Below are 14,485 nucleotides of genomic sequence, written 5' to 3'. Positions count from 1 at the left end.
TCACAGTCCTTTTCAGAATAGCTTACTCCTTCAATGCTGCTTTTAAGGCAAGCTCCATAACATAATCATCCATTACAAAGCCATTGCCGATATCCGCTGCCTGTTCTCTCACGATAACAAAGCCTTTATGCTTGTACATCTCAATGGCAGGTGAGTTGTGTCGGTTCACCGTTAGCCACATCGAGATCAAGCCGAGTTGTTCAGCCATTGTCTTCAGCTCCTCAAGCGCTGCCCCGCCATAGCCTTTTCCCCGCTGCTGCTTTAACAGGTACAGCTTGCTTATGAACAGCTTGCCTGCTTCCTGCTTAACTCCTGTATAGCCAACCGTTTCCTGATCATGCACAATAAAATAGTATTGATAGCTCTGCTGCTCAATTTGCTGCTTTAACGCAGTGAATGATTGAAAGCGATCGAGCATATAATCAATTTGCTGCTGCGAAATAATCGCGATAAAATACTCATTCCATATTTGTGCGGCAAGCTTTGCGAGCTGCTGCAGCTGCTCAGTTGATGTCGCCGGCTCCAGCCTGATACTCATATTTCTTCTCTCCTCTCGACAATACAGCCTGTCATGCATCGCTAGAATGCATGACAGGCTGTTTAATCGTTCAAGCATATAATAATGATAATAGCAGATTTAGTCTTCGATTGTCGATAAGTCGCCTGTAGGCAGGTTAAGCTCCCAAGCCTTGAGCACGCGTCTCATAATTTTTCCGCTGCGTGTTTTCGGCAGCTTATCCTTAAACTCTATTTCACGCGGCGCTGCATGCGCAGACAGGCCTACCTTTACAAATTGCTTAATCTCCTGCTCCAGCTCATCTGATGGCGAATAGCCTTCTCTCAACGCTATAAACGCTTTAATAATTTCACCGCGAACAGGGTCAGGCTTGCCTATTACCCCCGCCTCCGCCACTGCAGGATGCTCGACCAGCTTTGATTCTACCTCGAAAGGTCCTACACGCTCGCCTGCTGTATTAATAACATCATCGACTCTGCCCTGGAACCAGAAGTAGCCATCTTCATCCCGATACGCAGAATCTCCGGAAATATACCAGCCTGCTATGCGGAAATATTCAGCATACTTCGCATCATTGTTCCACACCTTGCGCATCATGGAAGGCCAGCCTGCACGGATAGCTAGATTGCCCATGCGGTATGGCGGCAGTTCATTGCCCTGATCATCCAAAATTGTCGCTTCAACGCCGGGAATTGGCTTGCCCATCGAGCCTGGTTTAATATCCATGGATGGATAATTGCAAATTAATTGCGCGCCTGTCTCGGTCATCCACCACGTATCGTGAATGCGCTGCTTGTAAACCTTCATTCCCCAGCGCACAACCTCTGGATTCAACGGCTCGCCAACGCTAAGCACATGACGCAGGCTGCTCAAATTGTACTGCTGTACAACATCATCGCCAGCCCCCATCAGCATGCGAAATGCGGTTGGTGCACTGTACCAGACGGTAACGCCGAATTTCTCAATTACACTGTACCAATCCGCAGGGCTAAAGCGGCCGCCACGCACTACGTTCGTTACGCCATTGAGCCAAGGCGCAAATATGCCGTATGCTGTACCCGTTACCCAGCCTGGATCAGCTGTACACCAGTAAACATCATCTTGCTTTAAATCGAGCACAATTTGCCCTGTATAAAGCTGCTGCACCATCACATTATGCACATGGTAAATCCCTTTCGGCTTGCCTGTTGATCCGGATGTGTAGTGCAGAATCAAGCCATCCTCGCGATCCATCCATTCGATTGCTGCTTGCTCGCTCTGCTCGCTCATCAGCTCATGATAGCTCGTTATTCCTTCACCTGACTCCACTTCATCGCCAAATACAATAATATGCTTCAGCTCAGGCAGCTCATCCCGTTTAATGCGCGGCAGCAAGGCTGGCGTCGTAACAATCGCTACTGCACCGCTATCCTGTAAGCGATCCTTTACCGCGGTTTCCATAAACGCCTCGAATAATGGACCAATAATCGCGCCTACCTTAATACTCCCCAGCACGCTAATATATAGTTCAGGAGTACGCGGCATAAAGATGAACACCCGATCTCCCTTGCCGATTCCAAGCTTGCGAATCCCGTTGGCAAAGCGATTGCTTGCCCTGCTTAGCTCCTCAAACGTATAGCGCTCTTCACGCTGCTGATCGCTGTAAATTAATGCAGTTTTGCTGCCGCGTCCCTGCTCTACATGACGATCTATCGCTTCATAGGCCATATTGACCTTGCCTGTTGTAGCCCAACTGAATTGAGCTTCTATCTGCTCCCAGGAAAATTGCTGACGTGCATTTTCATAACTTTGAAGATTTCCATCTGTGACAGTCGCTGGTATACGCTCTTGATGTAGGTCGATCATCGTTTCACTCTCCTAACTATTCGATAAAATCCAAAGTATGCGCTTACAATGAACTTATTATACCATATATCCAAATGTTTGCACTATTCTTTCCCTATTACAATTATTAATGTATAGTAAGAAGTAGTACAATTAAAGAAAGAGGAGCAGCATATGGAGCATAGAAAGCGTTTCCAGTGCAAGGAATATTACATCTCTTCCCTGGAGCAAACGATTTTGATTGAAGGCCCCCTCCCGCCTGAGCGTCTGCAGCAGATGGAGCTGGACGTAACGCTTGACGCTTTTCGCAGGCCAAAGGAGCAGCACGAGGCTTTGGTTGAAATTGCCGGCTTGCCGGAAGGAAGAATTATCGCGGCCCACTTGGACGGACATATTGTCGGTTACGTTACCTTTCACTACCCGGATGAATATGAGCGCTGGTCTGAAGGCAATATGGAGGATTTAATAGAGCTTGGCGCGGTTGAAGTAGCAGATCAATACCGCGGCGTCGGGCTGGGTAAGGCGATGATCATAACAGCCTTTGCCGAGCAGCAGCTCGATAATGTCATTGTATATACAACTGAGTATTACTGGCATTGGGACCTTGAGGGCAGCGGACTTAACGTGTGGGATTATCGAAAAATGATGGAGAAGCTGATGCAAGCCGTTGATATGATCTGGTACGCAACGGATGATCCGGAGATATGCTCTCATCCCGCTAACTGTCTTATGGTGAAAATCGGACCTGAGGTTGCGCTTTCCTCGATCGAGCAGTTTGACCGCGTTCGTTTCCGCAATCGTTTTATGTATTAGTGTTCTGTATTGATAGAAAGGAATGAATGTCTCGAAATGACAACGTCATCCGTTAGCTTTATCCATTCCAATGCGGCAAATACATATCAGTTTCAGCAGGATCATCCCTTTCATCCGATTCGCTACGAGCTAACCATTTCCTTGCTGCAGCATGTAAACGCATTGGCTGTTGAACATATTGTGCAGCCGCCCGAATATGAAATGGACGAGCTGCTTCTGCTAGCCCATCAGCCCCAATATATTGAAGCGATTAAAGGGCTCAGTGCCGAAAATCCGCCAGCTGCGCTGATGGATAGCGCTGAGCAGTACGGGCTGCATGGCGATGATACCCCATTTTTTCAAGGCATGCACGAAGCGGCTTGCGCCATTGTAGCTGGTACGGTGTATGCTGTTGAGCAGGTGGCTAGCGGACAGCTGCAGCATGCTTACCATATGGCGGGTGGCTTGCATCACGCCATGCCCAATCGAGCTGCCGGCTTTTGTCTTTATAATGATGCGGTCATCGCGATCCGTGCCGCTCAGCAAAAGCATCATTTGCGCGTGCTCTACATCGATACCGACGTCCATCACGGCGACGGCGTTCAGCTCTCCTTTTACGCTGATCCGTCCGTTTGCACCTATTCGATTCATGAAACCGGAAAGTTTCTGTTTCCCGGCACGGGCTATCAATATGAGCGAGGCATTGAGCAAGGCTATGGAGCGTGCGTCAACGTGCCGCTAGAGCCTTATACAGAGGATGACTCCTGGCTTAATAGCTTTGAATATACGCTGAAACGCACGATTGCTCACTACCAGCCCGATCTTATCGTCAGTCAGCATGGCTGTGATGCTCATGCCTATGATCCGCTATCGCATTTGCACTGCTCGATGAAAATTTATGAGCGAATTCCGCAGCTTATCCATGAACTGGCGCATCAATACTGCGGCGGCAAATGGGTGGCAATTGGCGGAGGGGGCTATGATATATGGCGTGTTGTACCGCGCGCCTGGTCATTAGTATGGCTGGAAATGAGCGAGCATCCGCTGCGCGCTGAGCTGCATAAGGCTTCACAACATGGTGAGCGTATTCCGCTACCGTCACAATGGCTTGCACAATGGAGCCCGCTATGTCAGGAAAAGCTGCCGAACCATTGGCAGGATGAAGCGGGAGAGATCGAGGAAATTCCGCGCCGGGCGGAAATTACAGCGCGCAATCAGCATATTGCGGCGGTTGCTGTGCAAGATTTTTAATCATCCGGAATAAAAAACAGGAACAAAAAAGACTGATGGCTCGCGCGTGCTTATCACGACAAGCTGTCAGTCTATTTATTATGATCTGCTTTATTTGCTGCTTAGCTGAGAAATCATATGATCAATAATAGCGTAGGAATGGTTTGCCGCTGTGACAACAAACTCCTGATAGGTAACATCTGCTGAACCATCGGCTTTGTCCGACATTGACCGGATAATGACAAATGGCACTTCATTGGCCGCGCATACTTGCGCTACCGCAGAGCCTTCCATCTCGGCGCATGCTCCGCCAAATTGCTCGTGCAGCTCCTTCACCTTCTCTACGCTTGCAATAAATTGATCACCGGATACAATTTTGCCTACAAGCGTACGATTGGGGAACAGCGCTTCGCCTGCCTGCTTAGCGAGCTCGATTAAGGCAGCGTCCGCCGGAAAATCGGACACTTCCTGAAACGGAATGACGCCTTTAGCAAAGCCAAGTGCGGTCACATCCATATCATGCTGCAGCGCGCTGCTCGAAATAACAATATCACCAACATCAAGCGATGGGTCAAGCGCTCCCGCTACGCCCGTGAACCAAACTGCATCGACGCCGAAGGAAAGCAGCACCTGCGTGCAAATCGCGGCATTGACTTTGCCAACGCCCGATTTGCAGTAAATAACCTCAATATCGTGAAGCGTGCCCGAGTAGTAGCTCACGCCCGCTTTTCTCACTTCTTCAACTTGCTGGACATTTTGATGCAGCAGCTCGATCTCCTCAAGCATAGCGCCAATAATGCCGATTTTCTTCAAAGTCATGCGTTGCTGCCTCCTACAGATTGACGAACAACAAGCTCGTGAGGCAAAACAACCTGTGCTTGCTCAACATTTTCCTTCTTCATCAGCTTTGTAAGCAAACGCATCGATACCGCTCCGATATCATACATTGGCTGAGCGACCGTTGTAAGCTGCGGACGCACCATCGAAGCCATGCGGCTGTTGTCAACGCTAATGACCGAAATATCGCCTGGAACCTGCAAGCCGCGATCCTGGATCGCATGAATCGCTCCAATTGCCATTTCATCAGTTGCAGAAAATACCGCTGTCGGGCGCTGATCAAGCTCGATAAAATAGCGCATAGCCTCTGCACCAGACTCGTAGCGGTAATTGCCGATGCGCACCAGCGTCTCATCATAGGCAATGCCAGCTTCAATCAATGCTTTCTTGTAGCCGCTAAAGCGAGCGAAGCCATTGGACGGATCCTCAAGCGTGCCGCTAATCATCGCAATGCGCTTATGACCTTGCTTGATCAAAGCTTGTACCGCATCATAAGCTGCAGCCTCATGATCAATATCAACCGATGCAATGTTGCCAGACTCGTCCGAGGTTGCACAAAGCACAATCGGTACATTCGCTGTACGGAAAGCTTGCTGGTGATCCTCTGTAACGGCGCCGCCCATAAACAGCAAGCCATCTACTTGCTTCTCTAGCAGCGTGTTGATTACGCGGATTTCCTTCTCTTTCTTCTTGTCAGCATTGCACAAAATAATGTTGTAGTGATACATATTGGCGATATCTTCAATTCCACGGGCAACCTCTGCGAAAATTGCATTGGAAATATCAGGAATTACAACACCAACCGTTGTCGTTTTTTTGCTGGCCAAGCCGCGAGCTACCGCATTTGGACGGTAGCCTAAACGCTCGATCGCTTCATAAACCTTTTTGCGTGTTGCAGGCTTAACGTTCGGATTATTGTTCACTACACGTGATACTGTTGCCATTGACACTCCTGCTTCTCTTGCTACATCATATATCGTTACCGTCACGAGCACTCTCTCCATTTACTATAAAATTATTGATACGTTCGACACATATTGGAATTATAATACTGTAAAAAAACAATTTTCGCAATGTTTCTCCTATCCTAATTACAGCACGGCCATTGTCGTTATGTATGTATAAGCCTTATCAATATTTCATCTGCGCGCCAATTTGCTGCAATCTTTTGCGAATCGATTCCAACCAAGCGTCATCCTGCAAGCTTTGAGCCAGCAAATACAGATCCAGCAAATCATTGGTGCGCTGCTCCACCATTTGCTCCAGCTTGTATTGCGCGGATTGGGCTGTTTTTTGTGTCAATTTATACTCTACTAATATATTTGCCCATTCATTGCACTCGTTAAACAAATAGCTCTGCTTTTCTGGACAAGCCCCAAGCTCCTGAATCAGACCCGACAGATCCTTCTTCACTTCAGGAATTACTTCACTGTGGCTGCATGCATTGCATGTATAAATAGGAACGTTATCAATTTCGACCCTTCCAGAAAAAATAACAGTTCTTAGCTTTAAATTCATGATCTCACCACAATTACATTGCTTTTGCATGAGATTTCACTCCCTCACACGATCTCACATCAGCGTAAAATACACATTATGTCACGTAAGAGATTCGACATTTTTTGATTCTTTTCCTGCTAAGCTGCAAAACTTAATTTTTTCCAAAGCGCTCGTACAAATGGTATCCGCTCAAGCAGCACCCAGCAGGCTGCGCCGATGCAATCATTACGCACGTCATAAATATCCATCATTCTGCCGCCAACAAAGTATTGATGGATTTCATCCGTTACACCATAAAGCGTACAGATCGCCACGATCAACAGCTTTGTTTTCCAGCTTCGCGCCTTGGCGCCAAAGCCGTAGTCAACCGTGATCGCTAACACAAAATAGCTGACATAATGCCCCCAATTGAAATCTTCGATAAACGGAAAATATTTTTGGATAAACGGGAGCACTGTATTAATTTCATCGCCTGTTCGCGAGGATAAATAAAAAATAACGCCCATCCATATAATGGCCGGCAGCCAGCGCAGCTTGCGCTGCCATTTGATTCGTGCTGTGTAGCCTGGAGCGGCAGCTTCTTTCGTTGGTTCAATAGTTTTCATTTGCTTCAACCTTTCAGCTTCGTTACAATAAACTAAACTTATAAAAATTTTAGGAGGCTCGCTATGACTTTGCAACATGCAACTGTAATTTGTCTGTTGGATGATGAATTTGAGGATTTGGAGCTATGGTATCCAGTATACCGTACTCGCGAGGCTGGTGCGACTGTGCTGTTTGCAGGTCCGAAAAAAGGAGCGACGCATATTGGCAAATACGGCGTGCCTGCTGTAGCCGATCTTTCATTCGATGAGCTGCAAGCCGAGCAAATAGACGGCTTGCTCGTGCCGGGAGGCTGGGCTCCTGATAAGCTGAGACGCTATCCGAAGGTGCTGGAAATTGTCCAGCAATTGAACGCGCAGCATAAACCGATCGGGCAAATTTGCCATGCAGGCTGGGTGCTGATCTCCGCAAAAATATTGCAAGGACGCACCGTTACCTCAACGCCTGGCATACGCGATGATATGGAAAATGCCGGCGCAACCTGGCTGGACGAGCCTGTTGTCGTCGATGGAAATCTGATTTCCGCACGCCGTCCGCCAGATTTGCCGCCTTATGCGCTTGCCTTTGTACAAGCATTAGAACAGCGACTGGGTTAACCATTCGCTGTCAAATCAAAAATCTCCATATATTGATCAAGCGCCGCTTTAATTTCCTCGCTTGTCGTACAGTCCAGAACCTCTGCAAAAATATCCTTGCACTCTTCCTGTGACGCATAGATCAATCTTGACTTCAATTGTAAAATCGAATGGGCCGACATGCTTAACGAATCTACGCCAAGGCTAAGCCAAATTGGCAAGGCTCTTATATCGCCAGCCAGCTCGCCACACACGCTAATAGGCAAATGATTGCGTTTGGCTGCCTCAACGATTGAGCAAAGCATGCGAATAATAGCCGGATGATACGGATCATACATTTGCGAGATTCGATCATTCATTCGATCAACGGCTAATGTAAATTGAATAAGATCATTGGTGCCAATGCTGAAGAAATCGACCTCCTTGGCGAGTGCATCAGCAATCATGACCGCTGCTGGCACCTCAATCATAATGCCGACCGGAATGTTTTCGGCATAGGCAATATTTTGCAGACGCAGCTCCTGCTTTGCTTCCTCCAGCAGTGCCTTTGCCGCCCTCACCTCGCTGACTGAGGTAATGAACGGAAACATAATTTTAATGCTGCCATGCACGCTGGCGCGCAAAATCGCTCTCAGCTGAGTTTTGAACAGCTGCGGCTGATCAAGCGATATCCGAATCGCGCGATAGCCCATAAACGGATTTTGCTCTTCGTGTATTTCGTAATAATCAAGCTGCTTATCTCCACCGATATCAAGCGTGCGAATGACAACAGTATCCTCCTGCAGCTTTTCAGCTACGCTGGCATAAACGGCATACTGCTCCTCCTCGCTTGGAAATTGATGGCGATCCATATAAAGAAATTCGGTACGGAACAAGCCTACTCCTTGAGCGCCGCCTCTCAGCGCTATTTCGAGCTCCTTCAGCGAGCTGATATTGGCCTCCAGCCTGACGTATTTGCCATCCGCAGTGACGGAGCGGTAGCCGGCAAGATGCTGCAGCATTTCCTTCGCTTCCCGCTGCTGCTCCTGCAATTGCCTATAAAGCTCTACAATGTGCTCTGTAGGCTCAATATAGATCGACCCGTCACTTCCATCCATCACCATGCTTTGGCCGGTTACAAGCGATTCTGTGAGCTTTCCTTCTACCCCTACGACAAGCGGAATGCCAAGCGCTCTTGCCATAATCGCGGCATGTGAGCTTGGGCTTCCGGTCAGCGTCACAATGCCAAGCACGTTTTCAGGGTTAAGGTGAGCAAGCTGTGACGGTGAAAGCTCCTTGGCAATAAGAATAAAGGGCTGGTTGTCGCTCGGCAGCTGAATTTCCGGAACGCCCAGCAAATGCTTGAGCAGCCGATTGCCGACATCGCGAATGTCGAGCGCTCGCTCCTTCATATACTCATCCTCGAGCAGATCGAACATCGTAACAAAATGATCCACTGCTTCCTTCACCGCGACCTCTGCTGCTTTGTATTGCCGCTGAATGATGCCCTGTATCTCATTCATAAAAACCGGATCATCAAGAATTGCCAGATGCGCATCAAAAATTTGCTTTTCCTGCTCTCCTACTGTATCCTTCAGCTCATCCTTGATCTGATTGATTTCATCCTTCGAGGTTCTAATGCCTTCGTATACTCGTTCAAACTCTTTGGCGAAATCCGCCACATCAATTCGCTGCTCTGGAATTTCCAGCTCCCAATTCGGCAATACGAAAGCTTTGCCAATAGCAATGCCTGATGAAGCGCCAATACCTTGAATCATCGTACTTCCCCCTCACTCTTGCTTTCCTCAAGTACGACCGACATAATGGAGGACTGCCCCTTCTTAACCGCCATAAACGGAGCAAATCGCCAAGCCTTCACGCGATCAGAATTCGTAATCACCATAGGTGTAGCAAGAGACTTACTGTCTTTTTTAACCTTTTGCAAATTAAAGCGAATTAGCAGTTGTCCAGGCTCAACCTGTTCTCCCTCTTTTACAACAGCCGTAAAATAATCTTTGCCAACGAGCTTCGACGTGTCGATGCCGATATGAAGCAGCACTTCCAGCCCTTCCTCTGTCAGCAGGCCAATCGCATGCATCGTTGGATAAATGTGTATTACCTTGCCGCGCACAGGCGACACAAGCTCTCCGCGATCTGGGATAAAAGCGACCCCGTTGCCCACTAATTGCCCAGAAAAAATCGGATCCGGCACTTCCGCCAGCGGAATCATTCGCCCTTGCATTGGCGAATGGAACGATACCTGCTGCTGATCGCGATGGATCGTCTTCAGCATTTCCTCACGAATCAGCTCGGAATAGGTGCCGAATACCACCTGCACATGACCACCGCCAAGCCGAATGACGCCTGCAGCTCCCAGGTTGCGCAGCGCATTGACATCCATATCCTTCTCGGAGTGCACCTTAAGTCTAAGCCTTGTAATACAGGATTCCATCTGCACAATATTTTTTTTGCCGCCGATTGCCTGCAAAATAAGCGGCGCTCGGTACGGAATATCACCTACCCATTCATCAAGCTGCGAGCCCTCCTCTCGTCCAGGCGTTGGAATTTGGAAGCGGCGAATAGCCCAGCGAAACAAAAAGTAATAGACGACTCCGGTTACGATGCCTATCGGAATAATAAGCCAGCCATTAGTAGCCAGATGCATATTAATAATATAGTCGATAGCCCCTGCAGAAAATGAAAATCCGTGCAAAATTCCTAGCTCATTGGTTAGCCACATAATTAAGCCTGAAAGCAAGGCATGGACGACATACAAATAAGGCGCGACAAATAGAAACGCAAACTCGACCGGCTCGGTTACGCCAGTTAAAAAAGAGGAAAGCGCCGCCAGTGTAAAGGTTCTTCTAATTTGCGGCTTTAAATCCTCGCGCGCTTCATGAATAATCGCCAGCGCAATCGCAGGCAGCGCAAACATCATAGTAGGATAAAGCCCTGCCATAAATGAGCCGGCTGTCGGATCACCTGCAAAAAAGCGCGGCAAATCGCCGTACACCATATAGCCTGCTTCCGTCTCATAGCCGCCAACCTGAAACCAGAACAGATGGCTGACTAAATGATGCAAGCCGAAAATAACGAGAATGCGATGCACGAAGCCGTATAGAAAAACGCCAAAGCCGCCTGCAAGCGACACAACCTCGCCAAGCTCGATCAGCAGCCATTCAAGCTGCTCTGATAAATTGACGATAAACATCGAAAAAATAAGCGTAAAAAAGCTGACGAACAACGGGACAAAGCGTGGTCCGCCAAAAAATTGAATATACTCAGGCAAGCGCAAATCTTTAAATCGCAAATGCGATATGCCCGCCACAATGCCAATAAATGTTCCAATCAGCACAGTTGGTTCTGTACCTGGAGCATAGTGCGCGGTAATACCGCTATAAATAAACATTCCGACCAGAGCTGCCATTCCCGCTCCCAGCCCGTTGCTAGTCAAGCCAAGTGCAATGCCAAGTGCGAAAATGTACGGTAAAAATTGAAAAATAGCTGCTGCTGCAAGCTGCAAATATACTTCCATCTGCGGCAGTCCCAAATGCTGCCACGGCAGCTGGGCCAGGCTTTGAAACACAGCTGCTGCAGGCAAAATAATCATTGGAAGCATGATCGCTCGACCTAGCTGCTGTAGGTTTCCAATAAACGGCATCGCTGACCTCCATCCTTTATCTGCTGAAACGGTTTCATATAAATTTACTGGTTCGACGACTGATGTAAAAGTCCTATAACGATGTTAAGGGTAACTTGGCAATTTGTCAAAACTAAAAAGCCGCACCCTTCCCTAAGGAAAAGATGCAGCCTCGTTGAAGCTTTGCGCCAGCTACGCCTGATCAGCTTTACCATGCGGCAGCAGAATCGAATCCTCCACTTTAATGCAGCGATCCATTACAACAGTTAAGCCGCCGGCCTCAGCAATTTGCGCCGCTTCCTCAGAATAAATGCCGAGCTGCAGCCACAGCGCTTTGGCGCCAATTTTAACGGCTTCTTCCGCCACCTCAGGCGTATACTCGCTGCGGCGAAACACATTGACAAGATCAACTGGAAATGGAATGTCTGACAGACTCGCATAGCATGTTTCATCCAAAATTTCCGCAGCATTTGGATTGACAGGGATGATGCGGTAGCCTTTTTTCTTCATCGCTTCCGATACCATATACGATACCCGATCGCGCGATGCAGACAAGCCTACGACCGCAATAACCTCTGTTTTTTCGAGCAAAGCCTTCAGCTCTTCACGACTTGGATTGTTAAATCCCATTTCGATCACCTCATGTCATAGTATGCACGGGATACGGATATATATGAAGCAAGCGCATTTCACATCCACGTTTATCCGCCTCAGGCTGCGATTACGCTTCCACCCATTCTACCTGTGCACCTAAAGCTTGCAAATGGTCAAAATAGTTCGGATATGACTTCGCAACATGATGTGCGTCCTTAATGCGAATCGGCTGCTCACAGCGCAGGCCGACAATCGTTAACGCCATAATGACGCGATGATCGTAATGTGCGTTAATTTCTACACCGCCAGGCAATCCCTCTGGACGACCGTGTACAATAATTTCGGCTTGCCGCTCCTCTACCTCGGCTCCTGCCTTGCGCAGCTCTGCCAGGTAGTCTGTAATGCGGTCGCATTCCTTGTAGCGCAAGTTTTCTACGTTATAGAAGCGTGAGGTGCCTTCAGCGAACACCGCAGCTGCAACCATCGCAAGCACGGCATCCGTAGCATGGTCGCCATCAAATTCGACAGCCTTAAGCTGAGTATTGCCTTTTACATGCACGATGTTGTTTTCATGGGTTAACGGCACATTCATCATTTTCAAAACATCGACAATTGCCCGCTCTCCCTGCTTACTATTTTCCATTAAACGGTGTACAATGACATTAGAGTTCGTTACCGCAGCAGCAGCAAGAATTGCCGCAGAGCCGGGATAATCACCTTGGACTGTATATTCACGCGCTTGATAGGATTGATTGCCTGGAACCTTGAAGTGCATATAGTCTTCGCTCGCATGAATAACAATTCCAGCCTGCTCAAGCACTTCAAGTGTTTGGCCGATGACCACCTTTGATTTCAAATCATGCAGCACTTCAATTTCACTATCCTCTTCAAGGAGCGGGGTAAGAAACAGCAGCGCGCTTAAAAATTGCGAGCTTATATTGCCTGATACTTGAATATGGCCGCCACGAGGCTTTCCACCCTTGATTCGGATTGGAAGCTTGCCTTCATTATGCTCAATTTCTACCCCCATCGCAGTCAAGGAATCGATCAAATCACCATGCGGGCGCTTGCCTAAAGAGTCTGGGTAACGATTAATAAACGTAACATCTGGACATAAAGAAGCTATCGCCATTAAAAAACGAAGCACGGCGCCAGCGTTGCCAACATCAAGCTCCTTCACATCTTTCGGTTGGCGGCCGAAGCCAGTCACGACGATTTTCTCGTCATCTTCTTGCAAAATGGCGCCAAGATCGCGAATGCAACGACGCATCGCATCGCTATCCTCGCTATGTGCCGGATAGTAAATGGTGCTTGTCCCTTCTGCTAATGCAGCGACAAGCAAATAGCGCGTCGTATAGTTTTTGGAGGAAAGCGCCCCGATTTCGCCTTGCAAATTCGGAGTTGGGGTTACAATTACATCCATGTTACAATCTCCTTTTCTAAGCTATCAATATTTTAATAAGTTCGTTATGGACTGGTTTTTCGAGCAGCCTCTATGTGCCATGCTTCAACGATTTCTGACACAACTTGCGGGATCGAAAGGGCTGACGTATCGAGTGACATATGCGCAAAATCATACGCTTTCGCACGTGTCTGCATTAAAGTGCGAACGCGCTCTGCTACATCACCTTGCAGCAACGGTCGTCCAGTATCCTGCTGCACGCGCGAAATAATGACCTGCTCGCTTGCCTGCAGCGCAACGACAAAGCCATGCTGCAGCATAAGCTCGCAATTGTAAGGCTTCAGCACCGCTCCGCCGCCAGTAGCAATAATCGCTTGATCTGGAGCCAGCAACAATTTCTCCAGCACTTTCGTTTCTATTGTACGGAAGGCCTGCTCGCCTTGCTGCGCAAAAATTTCAGGTATGCTTAAGCCGGCAGAGCTTACAATTTCAGCATCCATATCAAGATGCGGTATGCCGAGCGCTTCTGACAAGCCTGCAGCTACACTTGATTTGCCAGTGCCCATGAAACCAATAAGAATTAGCTTTTTGCAAATTTCCATGACATTCATCCTTTATACGAGGTCATCTTCATTATCATAACATTTTAGTTCTGTATAGGGTAGATAAATTTAGGAGGGAACGATTATGAATGAACATCACAGCCGTACATTCCAGGATCAGACCAAGCAAAAGATTGAGCGGATTTTGGACCCCACTTATCCGCTGTCCCGTGACGATGTTGTGTGGATGCTTGGCTATATAACAAAAAAAGTGGCTGATCAAGACCCAGCCGTACTAGGTCTATCGCAGCCACGTTTATTGCAAAATTTCCATGCGTACGCTGAAGCAGCAATGGCTTTAATTAGCCGCCGTTCCAGCAGCGAGCACGAAGCCGAGCGATTGCGCGAATGGTTGCGCGAGGCTTCGCATGGAATTCGCTCCTAGCCTCA

15 protein-coding genes are annotated in these 14,485 nt (G+C 48.1%); 4 read left to right on the top strand and 11 right to left on the bottom strand.

Going from position 1 to position 14,485, the window contains the following annotated elements:
• Nucleotides 1-22: 22 nt before the first annotated feature.
• Both KJS52_RS00410 and acsA read right to left on the bottom strand, forming a co-directional pair.
• On the bottom strand, nucleotides 23-538 hold the full coding sequence (locus KJS52_RS00410) for a GNAT family N-acetyltransferase (protein WP_213512640.1): 516 nt from the start codon (nucleotides 536-538) through the stop codon (nucleotides 23-25).
• A 99-nt stretch (nucleotides 539-637) separates the two neighbouring features.
• Nucleotides 638-2,362, bottom strand: coding sequence for an acetate--CoA ligase (gene acsA, locus KJS52_RS00405; RefSeq protein WP_213512638.1), 1,725 nt, complete (start codon nucleotides 2,360-2,362; stop codon nucleotides 638-640).
• 153 nt (nucleotides 2,363-2,515) lie between these two features.
• Here acsA and KJS52_RS00400 point away from each other — a divergent pair, with 153 nt between their 5' ends.
• The gene (locus tag KJS52_RS00400) at nucleotides 2,516-3,154 is read left to right on the top strand and encodes a GNAT family N-acetyltransferase (protein ID WP_213512636.1); all 639 of its coding nucleotides are present in this window, start codon (nucleotides 2,516-2,518) and stop codon (nucleotides 3,152-3,154) included.
• Nucleotides 3,155-3,190: 36 nt separating this feature from the next.
• Complete coding sequence (locus KJS52_RS00395; protein ID WP_213512634.1) at nucleotides 3,191-4,384, top strand: acetoin utilization protein AcuC; 1,194 nt, start codon at nucleotides 3,191-3,193, stop codon at nucleotides 4,382-4,384.
• A 90-nt stretch (nucleotides 4,385-4,474) separates the two neighbouring features.
• On the opposite strand, the gene KJS52_RS00390 is transcribed toward KJS52_RS00395, so the two are convergent.
• The 4 genes from KJS52_RS00390 to KJS52_RS00375 form a co-directional block, all read right to left on the bottom strand.
• On the bottom strand, nucleotides 4,475-5,182 hold the full coding sequence (locus tag KJS52_RS00390) for a 5'-methylthioadenosine/adenosylhomocysteine nucleosidase (protein ID WP_213512632.1): 708 nt from the start codon (nucleotides 5,180-5,182) through the stop codon (nucleotides 4,475-4,477).
• A complete protein-coding gene (gene ccpA, locus KJS52_RS00385) occupies nucleotides 5,179-6,189 on the bottom strand; it encodes a catabolite control protein A (protein ID WP_213512630.1) in 1,011 nt (336 codons plus the stop codon). The genes KJS52_RS00390 and ccpA overlap by 4 nt, the downstream gene beginning before the upstream one ends.
• A gap of 142 nt (nucleotides 6,190-6,331) precedes the next feature.
• Nucleotides 6,332-6,613: a cell division protein ZapD gene (locus KJS52_RS00380; protein WP_246563008.1), complete on the bottom strand. Its 282-nt coding sequence runs from the start codon at nucleotides 6,611-6,613 to the stop codon at nucleotides 6,332-6,334.
• 224 nt (nucleotides 6,614-6,837) lie between these two features.
• Nucleotides 6,838-7,305 (bottom strand): VanZ family protein, encoded by a 468-nt coding sequence (locus KJS52_RS00375; protein ID WP_213512627.1) that lies wholly within the window; start codon nucleotides 7,303-7,305, stop codon nucleotides 6,838-6,840.
• 63 nt (nucleotides 7,306-7,368) lie between these two features.
• Here KJS52_RS00375 and KJS52_RS00370 point away from each other — a divergent pair, with 63 nt between their 5' ends.
• A complete protein-coding gene (locus KJS52_RS00370) occupies nucleotides 7,369-7,899 on the top strand; it encodes a type 1 glutamine amidotransferase domain-containing protein (protein WP_213512625.1) in 531 nt (176 codons plus the stop codon).
• Here KJS52_RS00370 and ptsP read toward each other — a convergent pair.
• The 5 genes from ptsP to KJS52_RS00345 form a co-directional block, all read right to left on the bottom strand.
• The gene (gene ptsP / locus KJS52_RS00365; RefSeq protein WP_213512623.1) at nucleotides 7,896-9,635 is read right to left on the bottom strand and encodes a phosphoenolpyruvate--protein phosphotransferase; all 1,740 of its coding nucleotides are present in this window, start codon (nucleotides 9,633-9,635) and stop codon (nucleotides 7,896-7,898) included. The two genes, KJS52_RS00370 and ptsP, sit on opposite strands and share 4 nt — an antisense overlap.
• Nucleotides 9,632-11,518 (bottom strand): glucose PTS transporter subunit IIA, encoded by a 1,887-nt coding sequence (locus KJS52_RS00360; RefSeq protein ID WP_213512621.1) that lies wholly within the window; start codon nucleotides 11,516-11,518, stop codon nucleotides 9,632-9,634. The genes ptsP and KJS52_RS00360 overlap by 4 nt, the downstream gene beginning before the upstream one ends.
• Before the next feature lie 171 nt (nucleotides 11,519-11,689).
• On the bottom strand, nucleotides 11,690-12,127 hold the full coding sequence (locus KJS52_RS00355; RefSeq protein ID WP_213512619.1) for a CoA-binding protein: 438 nt from the start codon (nucleotides 12,125-12,127) through the stop codon (nucleotides 11,690-11,692).
• Between the two features lie 91 nt (nucleotides 12,128-12,218).
• A complete protein-coding gene (aroA, locus tag KJS52_RS00350) occupies nucleotides 12,219-13,514 on the bottom strand; it encodes a 3-phosphoshikimate 1-carboxyvinyltransferase (protein ID WP_213512617.1) in 1,296 nt (431 codons plus the stop codon).
• A gap of 44 nt (nucleotides 13,515-13,558) precedes the next feature.
• Entirely contained in the window at nucleotides 13,559-14,095 is a 537-nt protein-coding gene (locus KJS52_RS00345) for a shikimate kinase (RefSeq protein WP_213512615.1), read from the bottom strand.
• An 85-nt stretch (nucleotides 14,096-14,180) separates the two neighbouring features.
• On the opposite strand from KJS52_RS00345, the gene KJS52_RS00340 reads away from it, so the two are divergent.
• Nucleotides 14,181-14,480 (top strand): hypothetical protein, encoded by a 300-nt coding sequence (locus KJS52_RS00340; RefSeq protein ID WP_213512613.1) that lies wholly within the window; start codon nucleotides 14,181-14,183, stop codon nucleotides 14,478-14,480.
• Nucleotides 14,481-14,485: the final 5 nt, after the last annotated feature.

The sequence above is a fragment of the Paenibacillus montaniterrae genome (assembly GCF_018403185.1).
Classification (GTDB): domain Bacteria; phylum Bacillota; class Bacilli; order Paenibacillales; family Paenibacillaceae; genus Pristimantibacillus; species Pristimantibacillus montaniterrae.
This window is presented reverse-complemented; position numbering and strand designations above follow the sequence as displayed.

Excerpts from the sequence above, each read along its gene's own strand:
- KJS52_RS00345 (WP_213512615.1), bottom strand. The coding sequence starts at position 14,095 with ATGGAAATTTGCAAAAAGCTAATTCTTATTGGTTTCATGGGCACTGGC.
- KJS52_RS00375 (WP_213512627.1), bottom strand. The coding sequence starts at position 7,305 with ATGAAAACTATTGAACCAACGAAAGAAGCTGCCGCTCCAGGCTACACA.
- KJS52_RS00395 (WP_213512634.1), top strand. The coding sequence starts at position 3,191 with ATGACAACGTCATCCGTTAGCTTTATCCATTCCAATGCGGCAAATACA.
- aroA (WP_213512617.1), bottom strand. The coding sequence starts at position 13,514 with ATGGATGTAATTGTAACCCCAACTCCGAATTTGCAAGGCGAAATCGGG.
- KJS52_RS00355 (WP_213512619.1), bottom strand. The coding sequence starts at position 12,127 with ATGGGATTTAACAATCCAAGTCGTGAAGAGCTGAAGGCTTTGCTCGAA.
- KJS52_RS00370 (WP_213512625.1), top strand. The coding sequence starts at position 7,369 with ATGACTTTGCAACATGCAACTGTAATTTGTCTGTTGGATGATGAATTT.
- ptsP (WP_213512623.1), bottom strand. The coding sequence starts at position 9,635 with ATGATTCAAGGTATTGGCGCTTCATCAGGCATTGCTATTGGCAAAGCT.
- KJS52_RS00410 (WP_213512640.1), bottom strand. The coding sequence starts at position 538 with ATGAGTATCAGGCTGGAGCCGGCGACATCAACTGAGCAGCTGCAGCAG.
- KJS52_RS00340 (WP_213512613.1), top strand. The coding sequence starts at position 14,181 with ATGAATGAACATCACAGCCGTACATTCCAGGATCAGACCAAGCAAAAG.
- KJS52_RS00390 (WP_213512632.1), bottom strand. The coding sequence starts at position 5,182 with ATGACTTTGAAGAAAATCGGCATTATTGGCGCTATGCTTGAGGAGATC.
- KJS52_RS00400 (WP_213512636.1), top strand. The coding sequence starts at position 2,516 with ATGGAGCATAGAAAGCGTTTCCAGTGCAAGGAATATTACATCTCTTCC.
- acsA (WP_213512638.1), bottom strand. The coding sequence starts at position 2,362 with ATGATCGACCTACATCAAGAGCGTATACCAGCGACTGTCACAGATGGA.
- KJS52_RS00360 (WP_213512621.1), bottom strand. The coding sequence starts at position 11,518 with ATGCCGTTTATTGGAAACCTACAGCAGCTAGGTCGAGCGATCATGCTT.